Source organism: Paenibacillus oceani, from assembly GCF_014705615.1.
Taxonomy (GTDB): Bacteria; Bacillota; Bacilli; order Paenibacillales; family NBRC-103111; genus Paenibacillus_AB; species Paenibacillus_AB oceani.
The window spans coordinates 1-18,290 of record NZ_JACXJA010000058.1 but is presented as its reverse complement, the minus strand read 5'-3'; the positions used below and the strand labels follow the sequence as shown (position 1 = coordinate 18,290).

General features: G+C 57.0%; 14 protein-coding genes and 1 rRNA gene. 7 read left to right on the top strand and 8 right to left on the bottom strand.

Annotated elements, in window-relative coordinates; all coding sequences use genetic code 11:
• Positions 1-127: 127 nt before the first annotated feature.
• Both IDH45_RS31010 and IDH45_RS31005 read right to left on the bottom strand, forming a co-directional pair.
• On the bottom strand, positions 128-1,189 hold the full coding sequence (locus IDH45_RS31010; RefSeq protein WP_190932028.1) for a Gfo/Idh/MocA family protein: 1,062 nt from the start codon (positions 1,187-1,189) through the stop codon (positions 128-130).
• A gap of 47 nt (positions 1,190-1,236) precedes the next feature.
• Positions 1,237-2,811, bottom strand: a complete 1,575-nt coding sequence (locus IDH45_RS31005) for an FAD-dependent oxidoreductase (RefSeq protein ID WP_190932055.1) — start codon at positions 2,809-2,811, stop codon at positions 1,237-1,239.
• Between the two features lie 246 nt (positions 2,812-3,057).
• Here IDH45_RS31005 and IDH45_RS31000 point away from each other — a divergent pair, with 246 nt between their 5' ends.
• Complete coding sequence (locus tag IDH45_RS31000; protein WP_190932027.1) at positions 3,058-3,675, top strand: L,D-transpeptidase family protein; 618 nt, start codon at positions 3,058-3,060, stop codon at positions 3,673-3,675.
• A gap of 151 nt (positions 3,676-3,826) precedes the next feature.
• Here IDH45_RS31000 and def read toward each other — a convergent pair whose 3' ends face one another.
• From def to IDH45_RS30985, 3 genes are all read right to left on the bottom strand, one after another.
• Positions 3,827-4,354 (bottom strand): peptide deformylase, encoded by a 528-nt coding sequence (gene def, locus IDH45_RS30995; protein WP_190932026.1) that lies wholly within the window; start codon positions 4,352-4,354, stop codon positions 3,827-3,829.
• Between the two features lie 86 nt (positions 4,355-4,440).
• On the bottom strand, positions 4,441-5,697 hold the full coding sequence (locus tag IDH45_RS30990) for an MFS transporter (RefSeq protein WP_190932025.1): 1,257 nt from the start codon (positions 5,695-5,697) through the stop codon (positions 4,441-4,443).
• 65 nt (positions 5,698-5,762) lie between these two features.
• Positions 5,763-6,353: a TetR/AcrR family transcriptional regulator gene (locus IDH45_RS30985; protein WP_190932024.1), complete on the bottom strand. Its 591-nt coding sequence runs from the start codon at positions 6,351-6,353 to the stop codon at positions 5,763-5,765.
• Between the two features lie 300 nt (positions 6,354-6,653).
• On the opposite strand from IDH45_RS30985, the gene IDH45_RS30980 reads away from it, so the two are divergent.
• From IDH45_RS30980 to hisJ, 3 genes are all read left to right on the top strand, one after another.
• A complete protein-coding gene (locus IDH45_RS30980; protein ID WP_190932023.1) occupies positions 6,654-8,207 on the top strand; it encodes a L,D-transpeptidase family protein in 1,554 nt (517 codons plus the stop codon).
• A 925-nt stretch (positions 8,208-9,132) separates the two neighbouring features.
• Positions 9,133-11,481, top strand: coding sequence for an RNA polymerase recycling motor HelD (gene helD / locus IDH45_RS30975; protein WP_190932022.1), 2,349 nt, complete (start codon positions 9,133-9,135; stop codon positions 11,479-11,481).
• A 240-nt stretch (positions 11,482-11,721) separates the two neighbouring features.
• A complete protein-coding gene (gene hisJ / locus IDH45_RS30970; RefSeq protein WP_190932021.1) occupies positions 11,722-12,540 on the top strand; it encodes a histidinol-phosphatase HisJ in 819 nt (272 codons plus the stop codon).
• 195 nt (positions 12,541-12,735) lie between these two features.
• Here the strand turns inward: hisJ and IDH45_RS30965 are convergent, their stop codons facing one another.
• Positions 12,736-13,839: an NAD(P)H-dependent flavin oxidoreductase gene (locus IDH45_RS30965; protein ID WP_223837176.1), complete on the bottom strand. Its 1,104-nt coding sequence runs from the start codon at positions 13,837-13,839 to the stop codon at positions 12,736-12,738.
• A gap of 155 nt (positions 13,840-13,994) precedes the next feature.
• On the opposite strand from IDH45_RS30965, the gene IDH45_RS30960 reads away from it, so the two are divergent.
• On the top strand, positions 13,995-14,849 hold the full coding sequence (locus IDH45_RS30960) for an EcsC family protein (RefSeq protein WP_190932020.1): 855 nt from the start codon (positions 13,995-13,997) through the stop codon (positions 14,847-14,849).
• A 59-nt stretch (positions 14,850-14,908) separates the two neighbouring features.
• Here IDH45_RS30960 and IDH45_RS30955 read toward each other — a convergent pair whose 3' ends face one another.
• Both IDH45_RS30955 and IDH45_RS30950 read right to left on the bottom strand, forming a co-directional pair.
• Entirely contained in the window at positions 14,909-15,907 is a 999-nt protein-coding gene (locus IDH45_RS30955; protein ID WP_190932019.1) for a hypothetical protein, read from the bottom strand.
• Positions 15,894-16,478, bottom strand: a complete 585-nt coding sequence (locus IDH45_RS30950) for a sigma-70 family RNA polymerase sigma factor (RefSeq protein WP_190932018.1) — start codon at positions 16,476-16,478, stop codon at positions 15,894-15,896. Before IDH45_RS30950 ends, IDH45_RS30955 begins: the two co-directional genes overlap by 14 nt.
• A 281-nt stretch (positions 16,479-16,759) precedes the next feature.
• Between IDH45_RS30950 and IDH45_RS30945 the strand changes: the two genes are divergently transcribed.
• Both IDH45_RS30945 and IDH45_RS30940 read left to right on the top strand, forming a co-directional pair.
• Positions 16,760-17,611, top strand: coding sequence for a MurR/RpiR family transcriptional regulator (locus IDH45_RS30945; RefSeq protein WP_190932053.1), 852 nt, complete (start codon positions 16,760-16,762; stop codon positions 17,609-17,611).
• A gap of 594 nt (positions 17,612-18,205) precedes the next feature.
• Positions 18,206-18,290 (top strand): 16S ribosomal RNA (locus IDH45_RS30940); the annotation flags it as partial.

The window sequence follows — 18,290 nt, the reverse complement described above, 5'->3', positions numbered from 1 at the left end:
ACAAGAGGGGAGCTGCAATCTCCCTTCTTCGTATGTCTACCTTCTTTATTGTTGCCAAGAATGATAATTATTATCAATCAACATGTAAAAAAGAGGTTGTCCGAATTTCGGACAGCCCCTTTGTACATTAGAAGCGAATTTCTTCGCCCTTCTCCGCGGATTCGTAAATGCCGCAAAGAATTTTCATCATCTCTACGCCGTCTTCGACCGGGCTCAGCGTCTCGCGCTCACCGAGGCAGACGCCTACGAAATGGTCGATCTCGTCCTGGAACCCTTTGACGAAGTCGAACGACAGGTTGTTGATTTGCGGAGTCACATTCAAGATCGTGTCATACTTCTCGGTAATGATCGACAGCTCGGGCTCTACCTCGATGCCGCCTTTTTCGCCGAACAGCTTGACCGTCAGTTCTTCCTTCTTGGCATGCAGGGTGAAGCTCGCATCGACGACCAGGGAGGCGCCGTTCTCGAAGCGGATGACCGCATTGGCCATATCCTCTACGTCGTTATGGTTGGCGTCATAGTCGGCCGCCCGGTAGAAGGCGAAGTTTTTGACGTTGGAACGATTGCCGAGCTTGCGGTACGTATTGCCGCTGACGCTTTTTACTTTCGGGCGTCCCATCAAGTACCAGCACAGATCGATGACGTGTACGCCTACGTCGATCAGCGGACCGCCGCCCGAGCGCTCGATATCGGAGAACCAGCCGCCCGGATTGCCTACACGGCGAATGCAGGAGGCCTTCGCGTAGTAGATCTCGCCGAAGTCGCCGTTGTCGATAAACTGCTTGACGATGCGGGTGTTCGACGCATAACGGCGGACGAAGCCGACCTGAAGCGTCTTGCCGCTTTTGCGGACCGCTTCTTCGACGGCCAGCGCTTCCTCAACCGTTTTGCACAAAGGCTTTTCGCAAAGCACGTTTTTGCCGGCGTTCAGCGCCGCGATGCTGATCGGAGCGTGCGTATTGTTCCAGGTGCAGATGCTGACGGCATCGATCGCCGCATCCTTCAGCATTTCGTTGTAGTCGGTATAGATGTGCGGAATTCCGTACTTTTCCGCTTTTGCGCGTGCCCGTTCCTCGTTCAGATCGCAGATGGCGTACAGCTCGGCCTGGCTGTTTTCTTTATAGGAGCGCAGATGGCTTTCGGAAATGGACCCGGCGCCGACGACGCCGATTTTGATCGTTTTGCTCATCGATTACACCTCGTCTATTTGTTATGGGATGGAAGCCTGTTTGGCCCTTACACAGGGCGGGTAACCGGCCAGGAAAGCTCGATGCCTTCACGGACAAGCAACTGCTGGAATTTCTCCAGCTCGGACTTCGTGTTGCGGACGGCACGCGGCGTGAGGCCATGCTCGATGCAGTACGCGGCCAAATAACCGGCGGCCTCCCCGATGTTCCACTCGACCGGATGCAGTCGGTAGCAGCCGTTCGTAATGTGGGTGACGCCGAGATTTTTACATGCAGGGAGCAGGTTGTCCACACGAACCGGGATCAGCGCGCCGAGCGGAATCTGGAACGGCAGCGACGAAATATCAATATAATGGCGGTTGCTTGTGCTCGGATGCAGGTCGATCCGGTAGCAGCCGATACCGACGGAATCCTCGAACGTTTCCGCTTTGCCGTCCGGGCGGCATGCGGTAGCCACATGCTGCTCCAGTACGGTGAATTCCGCTTGAATGCGGCGCGATTCGCGGATGTACGGATACATGGCCAGGCCGTCCTCGGTGCCGACGATATCTTTGCGCAGCTTCAGCCCCGGATAGCCTGTGCCTCCGTCCGGGCGAGGCGCTTCCGTCTGGAGCCAGTACAGCAGAGACAAGCTGAGCTGCCTAGCGCCTTCCAGGTGCTTCTCGCGCTCTTCGTCGCTTACCCCGAATATAGGCCCGAGCCAGTAGTCATTTTGCGGCCAGTTGACGAGCGTTACATCGCCGCGGAACGTGCCCGGCTCGAAGTGCGACTTGTCGACGATTTGCCGGTAATGGAACAGCGAGTAACGGTCCGTTCCCGGGAACATTTCATACTGGACGGTCTCCAGCGTATGCGGGCGAACCCCGAACCAGCTGAGCATTTTGTCCGGCCAGAAGTCGGCTTTATAGTTGCGCCAGAAGTCGTATTGCTCCGGGCGTTCGATAGTATGGTCTTCGCCTTCCAGATACTCCATTGCGAAGCAATATGTGATTCCTTGCATGTCGAGCGGATCGGCTTCGCCGTCCAGCGCGTTAGGCTCGCCCGTCTGCGCCTTGGATTCGGCGCCCGTTACGTACTCGACTCCCGCAAGCGGAAGCACGTCGCCGCACTCGGTAGCATCCAGGAAGTAAGGAGCCGTTAAGGTTACGCGCGATCCGTTGTCGCGGTTCAGGACAACGGCCGACACGATCCGGTCGCCTTCGGTTTCCGTCGATTCGACGGCATGACGGTTCAGGATCGTCAGCAAGCCGCTGTGCACGTACGGGGCCAGCATCTGGTTCAGTACGGCCAGCGCGGTGCGAGGCTCATGACAGAGCCGGCTTACTCCGCCGCTTCCCGGGTTCAGACGCTCATTGGCACGGGCGGCAGGCGTCATCGGGAAATGATCGCGATAGTAGGCGCGTACGCCATTGCGGAACTGGCGATAGCTGCGGGTGCAGCCAAACTGCTCGATCCACGGATGCTCGTCCGGAGGCACGGCCTGGCTCGTTAATTGACCGCCGATCCAATCGGTTTCCTCGGTCATAATGACGGTGCGGCCCATCTTGGCGGCGGCCAGCGCGGCGGCGGTACCGCCGGTTCCCCCTCCGATAATAACAATATCCGCATGAAGATGACGGTCCATCGGTTCGACTCCTTTGTTGATAAATGTGTCTGCCATGTTGTCCCTCCACAAAATCTATTATATCTATATGCGATAGGCATAGATAGGTCTATTGTAAAGAATGTAGAGCTTGAATCCTATGTAACTCGATGACCTTTTTTGGTACTTTGAACGTCTTTTGAGCGATAGGACTTCTTCCTTGGTACAAAAATGCGTATAATGGATGGATTATGCAATTCGGCAAACGCGGAGAAGGAGAGATGGGAATTGGAAGCATGCACAATCAACCGTACCCGTCAGATGCTGGTCCTCGAGGCGGCAGACTACTCTTCCGTACGCTCGGTTCTCACTATATGGGAAGCGGAGCAGGATGGCTGGAGACGGTTGGAAGCGTTCCCTGCAGCGATCGGACGCGCCGGGTTATCCGTGCTGAAGCGGGAAGGGGACGGGAAGACGCCGGCGGGCCGTTTCCGGATGGGGACCGGTTTCGGTCAATCTCCCGCGCCGGCGGGTTCGTGGCCGTACCGGATCGCGGACGGGGACGATTATTGGGTCGACGATGCGGAATCGCCCGAGTACAACTTGTGGGTCCGGTATACGGGAGATCCGGCGGGACGGTGGAAGTCGTACGAGCGGCTCGACATCCCGCTGTACCGGAAAGCCGCCGTGATCCGGTACAACGAGGAACCGGTGGTCAAAGGGCGGGGCAGCGCGATCTTTTTTCATATATGGAGCGGTCCGGGAATCGGTTCGGCAGGCTGTGTAACGGTGGCGGAGGAACATGTAGTCCGCGTGCTGGAATGGCTGAAGCCGGAGGCGGAGCCCGTTATCGCGATCGGGACGCGGTATGAGCTGACCCGGCTGGCTCCGTTTGCTGTACAGTAAAAAGTAGTGTGTGTCGCTTAGGACGATACGCGGATCGTCGTTAAGAAAAGCCGGCGTGGCCGCCTTCGGGGCAGCTTGCGCCGGCTTGACGTTACAGGCAGCGGATCGGGCTATAGAGCTGGAAGTTGGATCAACTGGAGAAGCATTCCGTTTAACGGCCGCTTCCGGAGCGGGACAGACGGATCATCTGGAAGACGTCCATCGGCTTGCTGTCATGCTCGCTGAACAGCTCTCCCGGCTTCACGTGGTCGATATACAGCACACCGTCGAGATGGTCGATCTCATGCTGCAGGCAGATGGCGAGATCGCCCCGGCCCTCGACGAATGTTTCTTTGCCTTGGCGGTCCCACGTCATCACCTTCACATATTGCGACCGTTTCACGAGCCCGTAAGCGCCCGGTATCGATAAGCACGACTCGTGGCCGCTTTGTTTGCCGCTGCGTTCCACGATGACCGGGTTGATCAGCTCGATCAGACCGGAGCCGTCATAATCGAGCACCGCTACCCGCTTCGCGATCCCGACCTGGGGCGCGGCCAGTCCGGCCCGGTTGTCGCCGCCATAGATCGTTGCGGCCAAGTCGTCCAGCAGCCTTGCGATGTTCGGCGTCACTTCGCGAACCGGCTGGCATTTCTCCCTCAGGACCGGGTCGCCTATTTTTCGTATCAAACGCTCTGTCATTCGTTACCCTCCCAAGGTCATCTTGAAGTAATCGGTATAAAATCAATATATCACTTGGGAGCCGGAAGTTGAACCATCGGCGCAGACTAGGCGTGCGTGTCCCCGGAGGCGGACGGCGCAGGCTGGCGCGGACCACCCTCGGGCATCGCGGGCGAGCCGCCGGACCGGAGCCGCGAACCGATCAGGGCGGCGGCCATGACGATACATGCGGCCAGGAAGTAGGCGGTCAGCAGCGAGGTCGATTTCATAAGCGGTCCGGCCATTCCGGTGCCGATCAGCAGCGTGCCGGTCATAATCGGCATAATCGTCCCGTTAATCCGGCCGACGTAATTTTCGTCGACCATCCGGATCATCATGGCGGACAGAGCGGCTTGCATGAAGGCCATGGCGATGCCGACGAGAAACCGGAACAGCAGTGTAAGCGGCACCCAGACGGACCAGGCTTCCACGACCAGCGATACGGCGAGAAAGGCGAGACCTCGGGCAATCACCCAGTTCGTTCGCTCCTTTGTCTTCGATACGACGGTTGCCGCCAGCACGCCGCCTCCCAGCATCCCGACGCCGGAGGCAAGCAGAAACCATTGCGTATGCTCCTTCTCCAGCTGCAATCGTTCCGTCACGATAAAAATATCCAGCGGCTGCGTAATGCCGATTCCGATGCCCAGCAAGGCGAACAGGAGCAGCAGCGTCTTCAGGCGCGCATCGCGGAAGACGAAGCGGATGCCTTCACCCATCTCGCTCCATAAGCCGTGGTGCGACGTATCCGGCTGACGCTGCACCTTCGGCAGGAAGGCGACGAGCAGGGTGGATAGCGAGAACAAGGCGGTTATCACGAACAGCGACGTTGCCATCCCGAGCTTGGAGTACACGAACGTCCCGAGAACCGGTCCCCCGATCAGGAACAGGGCGGCGATGCTTTGAGCGAGGCCGGTTGCGGCGGCGACTTCATCATCTTTCAGATGCCGCTTGATGATGACGAAGGAGGAGGGCTGCGAGAATTGACTGACTACGGCGGATACGACGGTAGCGAAGAAGACGGCTTCCCACGCCCCGAGCATAATCGCAAACCCGATTGCGGCAACGGAGGCCGCGCTCAGCACGCCGCCCAGCAGCATCGTTCTCCGCGGTTCCCAGCGGTCGGCCAGCGTGCCTCCGATCATCGAGAAGAGGAAGATCGGGACGTATTCCGCTACCGTAATCAGCGAGACGGCAATCGGATCACCGTTTGTCTGCTCCATCACATAAAACAAAATCGCCATATTGCGGACCCAGATCGCCATATTGTCCAGCATGTCGTTACCGATCAGCAGCCAGATGACGCGATTGCGAAATATACTTTTCATAAGCGCTCCTCCTGATCCTTTTTCTCTTAAACCGACCGACCGGTTTAATTAATGAGTAAAAAAAATTAACGGGTCTGAAGCCCCTCCAGCAGCAGCTGCACCGCTTTCCGGTACAATTCGAACAGCTTCTCCATCTCCACCTCGTAATAGGAAATACCCAGACCGCCCAGCAGGCCGGCTACAATAAGCGTCATCTCCTGAACGTCGCCTTTTCGAAATTCTCCGCTGTCCATTCCTTCCTGCAGCACCCCTTCGAAGATCGGATAGTGCATCCGGGTAAGCTCCAGCAGCTTCTCCAGCATCTCGGGCGCGCTCGTCTGGCTGCCGGCAAATTCCTCGCTTACTTTCGTAAGCGGGCTTTGGAAGTCGGAAGCATAATGTTCGGCCAGCTTATACAGCTTCTCGGTGGCGCTGCCGCAATCAAGAGAGAGGACCTCCCAGCGTTCGATCCATTCGTGCATTTGAGTTTCCAGGATATAAACGAACAACGCTTCTTTATTTTTGAAATGGTAATACAAACTTCCTTTACTCGCCTCGGCTGCCCTGCAAATATCGTCCATCGAAGTTGCGGCGTACCCTTTCAGGCAAAATAAATCTTTGGCCTTCCTGGCGATCTGCGTTTTCGTCTGCTCCGCTTCTCCGCGACGGCGATTCATACAGGCACCCCTTTTTTAATCCGACTAATCGGTCTAATTAAATCCACTATACTTGATTCCGGTGCGGACTGCAATAGCGGCGGGCAGCGTCCTTCCCGCGTAAAGCCAAGCTTGAAAAAACGGGCATAATCCTGTAGTATTAATGATACAAAAAGTATCATTTTGTTGATTAGGTTCTCCAACAGTGGTGTCAAATGAATGCTTAAAAAAAAGCTGTAGAAAACATACGGCAGGAGAGAGGTTTGAGGTTATTGATACAAAATGGATCAAAAAAGGTCCACGCGAAGGGAGAATTTCGTAATGAATTCGGACAAGCCGGGCCGGTATCCCCATCATTTGCACCGTCATCTCGTGAAAGTGGACAAAAATCTGTACGTCAGCTCCAGCGATCCGAGCGCCTATGAGAAAATGCTCCGATACGGCGACAGCGCCTCGCCGGCGGTCCATCTGAAGCTGGGCCAGAAGTTCGAGGAGCTCGGCAAGCAGGAGAAGGCACTCGATCATTACCGCCAAGCGGCGCGAATCTATCCGTCTCCCCAATACTCGAAAGCGCAAGCCGGAATTCGGCGATTGGAGCCGGGGAAGCCCGGGATCAGAGGGGCCGTCGGCGCGGGAGGGCGAGGGGGGAGACCGGGTGCAGCAGCAGCGGCGGGGGAAGCGGGCGCAACGTCGGGCGGCGGAAGCGGACAGGATGTCCTCCGCAACCGGATGATGCTCTGGACGCTCGCTATGCTGCTGGCTGCCGCCGTTCTGCTCGGCATGGCCGCCGCCGAGCCGGTCCAAACGCTCGTAGCCAAACTCGGAAACGGCTCCGTAGGCAAGCAAGTCGTGTACGAGACGACCGGCCGCTCGTACCTCCTCTATCTCCCTTACGACGCCAGCAATCCGGTAATCGAAGAGATGCTGCGCAAAAAGGCTGTCGAGACGGGCGGCGACGGCCGGCAAACGGTAACGCTGTTCGGAATCTCCACGGCGGACCCGGCGTCTTACGGCAAGCTCGTTCCTCTTTCCGCAGAAGCGGAAGAGGAGAAGAAGAAGCTGTCGTTTGTTTCCGCCGAATACAATCCGTCCACGGACACCGCGGTGCGCATCCGCTTTTTTCGGACGGACAGCGAGAAGGCTCCCCCTGCGGGAGCCTTTTCGCTCACCTACGCCGCGGCGAACGTAGTGCGTACCGCGCTTGGCGCTTACATCGCCGAGAAGGGGACAGCGCCGGAGCGGCTGTCGGATCTGCTCGGGAACTATCCCGCCAACTATATCAGCTTCGTGCCCAATGAAGCGTATACCAGATCCAACGGGGTGGCGCAGTCGTTTGACGGCAAGGGCGGGTGGGTTTACGACGCGGCGGCTTCGACGGCGGAACGGATGTTTTATCCCAATGTGCCTGAGGTCGATGTCGCCTTCGAGCCGGTTGCGGTACGTATTTCCAAGCAAGACCGTATGCTGGAGGTAGTTAGCGGTCCGGTCGTTCTCGCGTCGAAGACGGTAGGACTGGGCAAAAACGGACGGACGCCGGAAGGCGAGTTCGTCGTTGCGGACCGGGTGCTCGATCCGAAAGGAGCGGCCCCACGGGCCTACGGGGACGGCGCCCTCGGACTGGGGGAGATCGCGATTCACGGCACTGACGATACGTCCTCCATCGGCGCGGACCGCTCGCTCGGCTGCATCCGCATGGACAACGGGGACGTGCTCGAGTTGTTTCCGTTCGTGCCCAAAGGAACGGGCGTCCGGATCTCGGCAGAAGCCGCCGGCGCCGAAGGAGCGGCCGAGCCAGTCGAGCTGCATAGGCTGGTCCCCGCATCCAAGCCGGGAATCGGGGAAGCGGCGGACCGTACCTTTGCCTGGCTGGGGTGAGCACTAGCGTCGCACCGGGCCCGAAACGGCGGTGAAGAGCGCATATAAGAGCGGCCGGGAACTCTTATTCCGCCAAAAGTAGCCATTTCGTCGAAATAGAGGGGATTGCTAGCTCTTATTTCAGCCGGTCGAGCGTGAAACGGCTGGGAATCGTGCAAATAAGAGCTGCTGGGAACTCTTATTCCGCCAAAAGTAGCCCGCTTCGCGGAAATAGAGGTGATTGCTAGCTCTTATTTCAGCCGATCGAGCATGAAACGGCTGGGAAGCGTGCAAAAAGAGCCGCCAGCAAACTGCCAGCAACCCTTATTACGCGAAAGGCAGGCCCATTTCGTTCAGAATGGAGGCGTTGACGGGAGTGGAGTTTCCTGCTTACTGGAGATGAGAACGCCGAAACCCTTGTGCCCCAAGGGGTTCCGGTGTTTGAAATGTATTACCCACGACTGCATGATTACCCGGCCTCAAGCGCAAGCGCTTTTGACCAACCGGGGCCACCAGAAAGCTAGCCTCGGAAAGATCTTCCATCAGAAATATTTCGGAGCATCCGCCAATCTCATCATTCCGAACCAACTCAAACCCCAAACCCAAAAATTTGAAGCTTTAAGCTCCGGAGGAATGAGGAATCGAAATCGCCTTATCAGGGGCTCAACTTAAGTTAGAAAACAAAAAAACACCAAGCAGGCTTCAAAAGCCATACTTCGCGTTACCGGTTGAATCCTATAAGAATCCATGTTAAAATAAAGAGTGATTTTCATCGCCCAAAAAATGTGATTTTAATATTAAACTTTTCCTAAAACAATAATATCACAAGGGCGAGACGTTTGTCAACTCGTATTCATCCAGCTTCCGATCGGCTGCAGAACGAGGAGGGAATACGCCAAAGCCGATCGGATCATCGAAACCAAAAGGACCCAAAAGGAGCGGTGGCATGAGCGTGAAACAAAGATGGCCGGAAGAGCAGCGTAGGGTAGATGAGGTAATCTCCATAGTCGAGGAGCGGCTTGAGGTTGTGGAGGGCCAGGTCGGGACTCTGAGGTCGGAGATCGTAAGCATCCGTAATACGTTCTGGGACGACGTGACCGTTAACTTGGAGGATGCCGACGAACTGATCGAGACCTATGCCAGCATGAAGCAGCAGGCGGAGGTCATGTCGGAGCGGGAGCGTAACCACCGCCATGCGTTGCGTCAGCTCAAGTCTCTGCTGCGCTTGAAGCAGACGCCGTATTTCGGACGGATCGACTTCCTGGAAGACGGGGAGCGGGATCACTCCAGCATCTACATCGGCACCAGTTCCCTGATGGACAACAGCGGTTTCGACTTTCTCGTATACGACTGGCGGGCTCCCGTGTCCAGCCTGTACTACGATTACGGCCCCGGGCCGGCCCGGTACACGACGCCCGGGGGAGAGATATCCGGCATGATGGAGCTGAAACGCCAGTTCATCATCCGGGACGGGCGCATCCGCAGCCTGTTCGATACCGGCGTGACGATCGGAGACGAGCTGCTGCAGGAGGTGCTCGGCAAACAGTCCGATGCGCAGATGCGAAGCATCGTGGCGACGATCCAGCGCGAGCAGAACCGGATTATCCGCAACGAGACAGCGAGGCTGCTTGTCGTCCAGGGGGCCGCGGGCAGCGGCAAAACGTCGGCTGCGCTGCAGCGCGTCGCTTATTTGCTGTACCGGTACCGCGAGACGCTTAAAGCCGAGCAAATCGTCTTATTTTCCCCGAACCCGATGTTTAACAGCTATGTATCCACCGTGCTTCCCGAGCTTGGGGAAGAAAACATGCAGCAGACGACGTTCCAGCAGTATCTCGATCACCGGCTCGGCCGGGAATTTGCGGTGGAAGATCCGTTCGGGCAGATGGAATATACGTTATCGGCGATGAGTGAACCGGGCTACGAGGCGAGAGTGGCGGGAATTCAGTACAAGGCGTCCGCCGTATTTCTCCGTTTATTGGACCGGTATGCCGGCTATTTAAGCGAACGGGGAATGGTATTCCGGGATGTTGTGTTCCGCGACCGGGTTCTGGTTTCCGGAGAACAGCTGAAGGAGCAGTTTTATACGCTGAGCGGCTTGATGACGATCCCGAACCGAATGGTGGCTCTATCGGAATGGCTGCTCAAGGAACTGCGGCGGCTCGCCAAAAAGGAAATGAACGAGGCGTGGGTGCTGGACGAAATCGAACTGCTGGACAAGGAAACGTATCAAGAGGCGCTGGAGCAGTTGCACAAGAAAAAAACCTTTTCCGCGGATACGTTCGACGATTTCGACCGGGAACAGGAGCAGCTGTCGATGATGGTCGTTCAGGAGAAATTCAAGGTGCTGCGAAAAAGGGCCAAAAAACTCACCTTTATAGATGCTCCGGCTGTGTACCGGCAGCTGTTCTCAAACCCGGAATTGGCGTCCTTGCTGGCCGGGGAAGAGCCGCTTCTCGAGCGATGGGACGATATTTGCTCGGATACCGCCGAGCGGCTGGACCGGAAGGAGCTTTCTTACGAGGACGCTACCCCTTATCTGTACTTGGTCGAGCGGCTGGAAGGGTTCCAGACCAATAACTCGGTACGGCATGTGTTCATCGACGAGGCTCAGGACTATTCGGCGTTTCAGTTTGCCGTCTTGAAGCGGCTGTTCCCGCGGGCCAGGATGACGGTGCTTGGCGACCTGAACCAGGCGATCTATGCGCATGCAGCCTCCGAGAACGGATTCGCCGCGCTGCAGCAGCTGTTTGAGGCGGAGGAGACGGAGACGATCATGCTGACGCGAAGCTACCGGTCTACGCGGGAAATCGTCGAATTTACGCGAGGTCTGGTGGAAGGCGGAGAAGCGATCGAGCTGTTTAACCGGGGCGGCAGCAAGCCGACCTTGACCCAGGCGGAGGATACCGGTGCGCTTCATCGGCAAATTACGGAACGGATCGGGCAGCTTCAGAAGGAAGGGCACCGGTCGATTGCGGTTATTTGCAAGACGGCTGGAGAGAGCCGCGAAGCTTTCGCAGCGCTGCAGGAAGAAATTCCGTCTCTGCACCTGATCAGCACCGGGACCGGCACATTCGAGAAAGGCGTTGTCGTCATTCCTTCCTACCTGGCAAAAGGGGTGGAGTTCGACGCGGTGCTGTTGTACGACGTTTCCCGGGAGCGGTACGGGCACGAAAGCGAAAGAAGACTGTTCTACACCGCCTGCACGCGGGCGATGCATGAACTTCACCTGCTCTATACCGGGGAGTTGACTCCGCTTATGAATAATGCCGACCCGCAGACGTATGAGGTGCGTTAATTCGGCTTAGCATGTGATGAGCGTACTGAGGTGTGCCGGTTGTCCCGCCAGAGGCATGGTTTGGGGCCTATGTATGGGAGGAAGGGATAAGCGCTAAAGCATCTATCCCATTCCGGCCGCCGCCTCTATTCCGGTCAAGCCGAGGAACTGCTACAATGGTCTTAACTGTCGGATCAGCAGACAGCCGTCTTGACGAATCAGGAGGCGGCGATGGGACCAATAGAGGAGGAACATCGGGCGATGATCAAATGGGATGGGCATTCGCATACGAAATTTTGCAAGCACGGCAATCCGGACGAATTGGAGCGTTACTTGGACCGGGCGGTCGAACTCGGGTTCGAGCGGTATTCGGTGACGGAGCATCCTCCGCTGCCGGAAGGGCTGATCGACGATCCGAAGCTGATGGCAGAGCTGGCTATGGGTTTTGAGGAGATGCCGGCTTACTTCGGCTATGTGCGCGAATACAAGAACAAATATGAAGGGCGTCTGGACGTTGCAATTGGGCTGGAGTTTGACTATTTGCATGAAAACTTCGCGTTTACCGAACGGATCGCGGAACCTTGGGCGGATGTGTTGGAGGATTGCGTCGTTTCCGTTCATTATTTACCGGGGCGTGGTGGGATGCGCTGCATCGACTACAAGCCGGATGATTTTCAGGTTCATTTGCTGAACTATTACGGCACGATGGAAAAAGTGGTAAACGAATATTTCGATCACGTCGAGCTGGCGATCGAAACGGCCGTCCGGCTTCCCGGCCGAAAGCGGATCGGCCATCTGGAACTGATCGAAAAGTTCCGTCAGGCGCTGCCGCCGGTCAACGAGGGGTTAATCCATGAACGGCTGGAGCGCGTGCTGCCGCTGTTAGTCAAGTCGGGCGTAGGCGTGGACGTGAACACGGCCGGCCTGCGGGTTCCTACATGCGGCAAGGCATACGTGCCGGAATGGTTTATCCGCAAGTGTACGGAAGCAGGCGTTGAGTGCGTATACGGCTCCGATTCGCACAAGCCGGACCATGTCGGCTTCGGCTGGGATTATTTCGAGCGGGCGGTGCAAGGGTAGCGGGATAACCAAAAGGCTGGCTGACGGCGAAGATACATTCGCCGCCGGCCAGCCTTTTTGGTTATATACAGGCAGCAAAGCGTGCCCAAAGCTGTTTGCCCGTGTTTCTTGAGTGCAGCACGGCCGCAGCCCAAACCGGGGACGCAGCTTTTAACTTGGCGGGTATCCCGCTACCGGTCCGTATTCGCAGCGCGTCTACTCCCGGTAAACCGGTCCGGCCGCAAGCAGCCCGCGGGCCTGCTCGGCCACGCCGCGGACGATATCCGCAGCCGGCGTGTCCCGCGTAAGCAGGCGGAGCGCCTGCCCGGCCCACAGCGACATGTAGCGGGCGTCGTGCTGCTTCGCCGCCGCTTGCCGAATCGGTCCCGTTGCCGTGTTATGGCTCGGGAACGGCATCGGCTGCACGCCGGAACGCTCCGCCTCTTCGATGAAGCGATTGCGGAGCCCCCTGGCGGGGCGCCCGGAGAACCAGCGGGTGACGACGGTGTCGTCCTCCGTGCCCGCGAGCAGCGCCTCCTTGTAGGCGGCATGGGCGCCAGATTCGGCCGCGGTCAGAAACCGCGTCCCGAGCTGCACGCCTTGCGCCCCAAGGAGCAGCGCGGCGGCCAGGCCGCGGCCGTCCATGACGCCCCCGGCAGCGACAACAGGCACTTTCGCCCGGTCCGCCACCTGCGGAACGAGCGAGAACGTGCCTACCAGGGAGCCGTCCCGGTGCCGTTCGCTGTCGAACGTGCCCCGGTGGCCCCCTGCGTCGCTGCCTTGGGCGACGAGGACGTCGCAGCCTGCCGCTTCGGCGGCCAGCGCCTCCTCCACCGTCGTCACCATCGTCGTCACCAGCCGGCCCGCTTCGCTCGCCGTACGCCCGAGCGGCTCGGGGAGCGGCCCGAACGCCGTGCTGATGATCGGGACCTGCTCCTCCATCAGCACGGCGAACTGCCGCTCCAGCCTGTCGGGCGTCGGCGCCGGCTCCGCTCCGGAGGCGACGCCGAGCTCTGCGCCGAGCCGGTCGAGCACCGGCTGCACCTCGGCGAGCCGCGAATAGTCGTCGCGCATCGGCGCGACGAACAAATTGACGCTGAACGGCTTCGCCGTCAGGCGCCGGATCGAGCGCACCGCTTCGCGAATCGCCTCCGGCTCCATGTAGGCGGCTCCCAGCGTGCCCAGCCCCCCGGCTTCGGAGACGGCCGCAACCAGCTCCGGCGTCGTCGGCCCTCCGGCCATCCCGGCCTGGATCATGGGCAGCTCGATGCCGAGCAGCCGACATAGCGGGGTGTACAGCGGATCTTCGTATCGGTTCAAACGAATCCCTCCTGTTCCGGTTCATTGGCTTGATGTCTCCATTATACTCGGAGCCGGTCTCCAATAAAAAGGACAAACCGGGTGTTTCAACGCTTCTTGCATCCGAATGCTTTTCGCTCCGTATAACATACTATTGAGATACGGGAGTGATAAGCATGAGCGATTCCCATAACCCCGGGTTTCCGGAAGAGACGAAGGAACAGCTGGAGAAGGAGCTTGGCGCGATCGTCCGCTGGGAGAAGGACCAGAAAGATTTATGGTTTTGGGAGAAACTCGGGCGGCTGCCATTTATGCTGCTCGACAAACTGACGCCGAAAGGGATACGGAACAAAATCGGACAAGCGATCGACGAGCTCGGCAGTTACTTGCAGACCGGCGGGCGTTATCTCGTGTCGCAGAAGTCCGTGCTGGATACACTGGGACGAACAGCCCGCGAAGCCGGCTGGCAGGGCGAAGGACTCGGGAACGTTAAGCAGGCGGGGCTGCTGCCTCTGGCGGTCATGGATTCGGCGGCGGCCGGACTGACGGACAGCCGCAAGAAGCTTGCTGTGGTACAAGGTGCGACGACAGGATTCGGAGGTTTGTTTACACTCGCGGTAGACATTCCGGCGTTGCTGGGGTTATCCCTTAAGGTTCTTCAGGAGATGGCTCTGTGCTACGGCTTCGATCCGGACGATCCCCGGGAGCGGGTATTTATCGTCAAGTGCTTGCAGTTCAGCTCGTCGGATATCGTCGGCAAGCGGGCGGTGCTGGAGGAACTGGCGGAATATGACGGCGCGTCCGGCGATCGTCAACTAGCCTCGCAGCTCCAAGGCTGGCGCGAAGTAGTGGCGACTTACCGGGATAATTTCGGTTGGAAGAAGCTGTTCCAACTCGTGCCGGTCGCAGGCATGCTGTTCGGCGCGTTGCTTAACAAAGGCACCGTGGGCGATGTGGCGGAAACCGGGAGGATGCTGTACCGGAAACGCCGGATTCAACATCGGCTGCAGGAGCTGGAGAACTCGCCTTAAACAGAAGAACCGCACTGCGCTCTGATGCGCGGCACGGTTCTTCATGAAGTTTTGTCGTCTTATTTCATATGATTGGCGATATACAGCAGATCTTCCTTGGATACGTCGGCAGATTCGGAAGACAACTGGTACAGGATCGACTTGCCGTTTACTTCATCGGCCCATGACAAATGCTGGACGTAGCCGGTCCGGCTGAGGAAATTGTCTGAGCTGTACATATACGCAGCCTCTTTACCGGATACGGTCACCTTCTCGGACATCGTCCCGTTCCCCGACTTGCCGTGGATCTCGACGTTTGTTCCTTCCGGGATGACTTGCCAGCTAGCGGTAATTTCCGCTCCGCCTTCCTTGGTTACCAGCATATTCGGAACGTACACGCCTGTGGAGCCGGCATTGTCGGAAGCGTCGATCTTGGTCCAGGCTGCAGGCTGTCCGGTTCGCTTGGCCTCTTCCTTCAGGGTGCGCTCATATCTCTTCATCCACTCCAGCGTGCCCCCCTCGACCGGCAACTGCGTCCGTCCTCCGGCTATCGAATACCCGTCCGGCAGCTGCCCCGGCAAGCTCCAGTCGGCATCGTATCCAACCACTTGTTTCCATTGCGCCAAATCCGTGTAGATCCGCGGGTTCGAGACACTTGCGAATGCCGGTAGCTTCTCCCGATCGAGCAGGCTGAAGAATACGAACACCTTCTCGTCTTCCCCGAGCGATGAGCGGACCCCGTCGAATACGTTGCGGATCTGCTCCGCTGTCGAAGAGGGGAGCTCGATATTAGGGTCGATCGTCATTTCGTATTTGAGGTTGCTTGTGTTTACTTTATAGAGCGCATTAGATGCATAAGCGATACCGGAGAACAGACAGAAGCATAGTGCGATGATCGCGGTTCGGCGTCCGGCGGCGCTTCTTAGACGGCTCAAGGTGCCTGGCCGTGAAGGATGCCTCGACTGAGTTTGGACGAAACTTTCATAGATACCGGCAATTTGCCGATCCAGACCGGCAGGGAGCAGAATGGTTTGCGCCCGTTTGCGAAAAGCTGCTTTTAACTCTTTATCCGTTTGCATGTACGGATTCCTCCTTCGCGAATTCAGGCCGCTCGCGCAGTGCGAGCCTCAGTTTTTTTAACGCCAGATGATGCCTGCTCTTGACGGTGCCTGTCGGGATACCCAAAATATCGGCAATCTCCTCGAGCGGACAATCCTGGTAGTACCGCAGGACGATAACGGCTTTCAACTTGAAAGGCAACTGCTCGATGCGAGTCCATAGTTCGTTGCGGCTTTCGCTGCGCAGCACTTCGTGGGCGGCGTCTACCTCCGGCAGACGGATCTCCAGAGTTTTGTTGCGCTCAGACAGCCGGAACTTGCGCCACAGCTTCCGGTTCCAATTGCGCGCCTGCCGGACGGTTAAGCCGTTTAGCCACGACCGGAACGGTTTGTCTTCCTTATAATCCTTTAGGCAGTGAAGCAATTCCATATACACTTCGCTCACTACGTCAGGAGTGTCTTGTTTGTCATTCAGCAGGAAATAGACAGTCCGGTATACATCGAGACGGGTTAAGGCGTATAACTGTCCGAACGACTCGGTGTCTCCATCGCATACCATTTTAAGCAGCTTGTATGTGGGTTGTTGGTTCATCAGGGGCCGGCCTCCTTCACGCTATATTGGTTCCGAATCTGCAAAAGGTTCACTAACGCGCCCAATTAGGATGGGTTGCCGTATCTACATATGGGTTTGAAGGAGAAGCGAGCGAAAAGCATCATTCGCGAGGCTGGAATTTTATTTACAGCGGCAGTCGGGATCGGTTAAGCTAGACGTAGGGAAAAGTTCCGGAATCCGGAAAAATCGGCTCTAGCGGGCTTTTACCCGTTTAACCTGTTCAGTAGTCCTGTGGAGACGCTGGGAAACGAGTGAGTGACATGATGAACGGCGGACTTGTAGCCTTAAAGGCGATACTGGATCAATTGAAACCGTCCGAGCGCAAAGTGGCGGACTATATACTGAAACATCCGAAGGAAGTAGTCAAGCTATCCGTGCAGAAACTGGCGGAATTCAGCGGCGTTTCGGAGGCGACGATCATCCGCTTATCCAAAACGATGAATATGAAGGGGTTCCAGGAGCTGAAGCTGCGCATCGCCGGTGATCTAAGCTCCAGCCTGCCTGCCGGTACTTATGAAGAAATCAAGATGGGCGCTTCGGTCGAGGCGATCATTCAGGCGGTCAGCAATAACAATAAGCAGTCGATCCAGGATACGACAGCCGTTCTCTCCTCAGAAGAGGTGGGCAAGGCGGCGGAAGTGTTGTCCAAAGCCCGGAAGATTGACGTGTACGGCATGGGTGCGTCTGCGGTCATTGCTCAGGACGTCTATCAGAAGCTTAGCCGGATTAACTGGTGGTGTCAGGCGTATTCGGATTTCCATGCTCAACTGACATCGGCCGTTACGCTGACGAACAAAGACGTCGCTTTCGGGATTTCCTATTCCGGTCAGACGGACGAGATCATCCAGTCGCTCACGGAGGCGAAGAAGCAAGGGGCTACGATTATTACACTGACCAAATTCGGGTCTTCGCCTGTCGCCGATCTGGGCGATATTCGCCTGTTTACGAGCTCGGTGGAGCAGAGCATCCGAAGCGGCGCGATGGCGTCCAGGATCGCTCAGCTGAATGTAGTCGATATATTGTTCATTACGATCGCGAGCCGTCAGCAGAACAAAGTCATTCCGATGCTGGAAAAAACGCGGCTGGCCGTAGGGCGCACGAAGCGGACGTAGGGGTCGTGGCGGATGCAGGGCGGGCCTCTGTCCGGCCTTCGATGAATGGCAGTAAATATTAGCTTCATTAAAGGGTTGGTTTGGAGGGACATTCCGGTTATAAGAGCAGAGTGCGGTTTAGGGCCGAATAGCATAGACGATTCAGAAGGCTTCGATCCGAAGCTTTCTTTTTTTTTGAAAAACATTTGCATCCTTCGAATGGATATGGTATATTACATTTCGTTGTCTTACCGGAACAAAAATGAATAAGCGGTTCTGTGCCTTTGGTATTGCACCTTGGCTTGGAAAAACTTGAGGTTGCGTTTTGGAACTGGACATGTTAAGATGAGATTCCTGTCGCATGAGGCTGATAAGCCAATCGCGACAAGGAGAACCAACTTCTTGGATCTTCAAAAAAAGAGGTTGCAAAGTGATAACGAGATGTGGTATAGTAAATCTCGCTGTCGCAACAAAATGAATTGCTCTTTGAAAACTGCAAAACGAGTGAGAAGCAAACACTTCGAAGTTACGTCGATGCAAATCGCGTGATTTTGAAACAAGTCAGTACGGATTGAGCAATCAGCTCTAACAATAGCCGGTCTTCGGACAGGCACCTTATTGGAGAGTTTGATCCTGGCTCAGGACGAACGCTGGCGGCGTGCCTAATACATGCAAGTCGAGCGAGTCCTTCGGGGCTAGC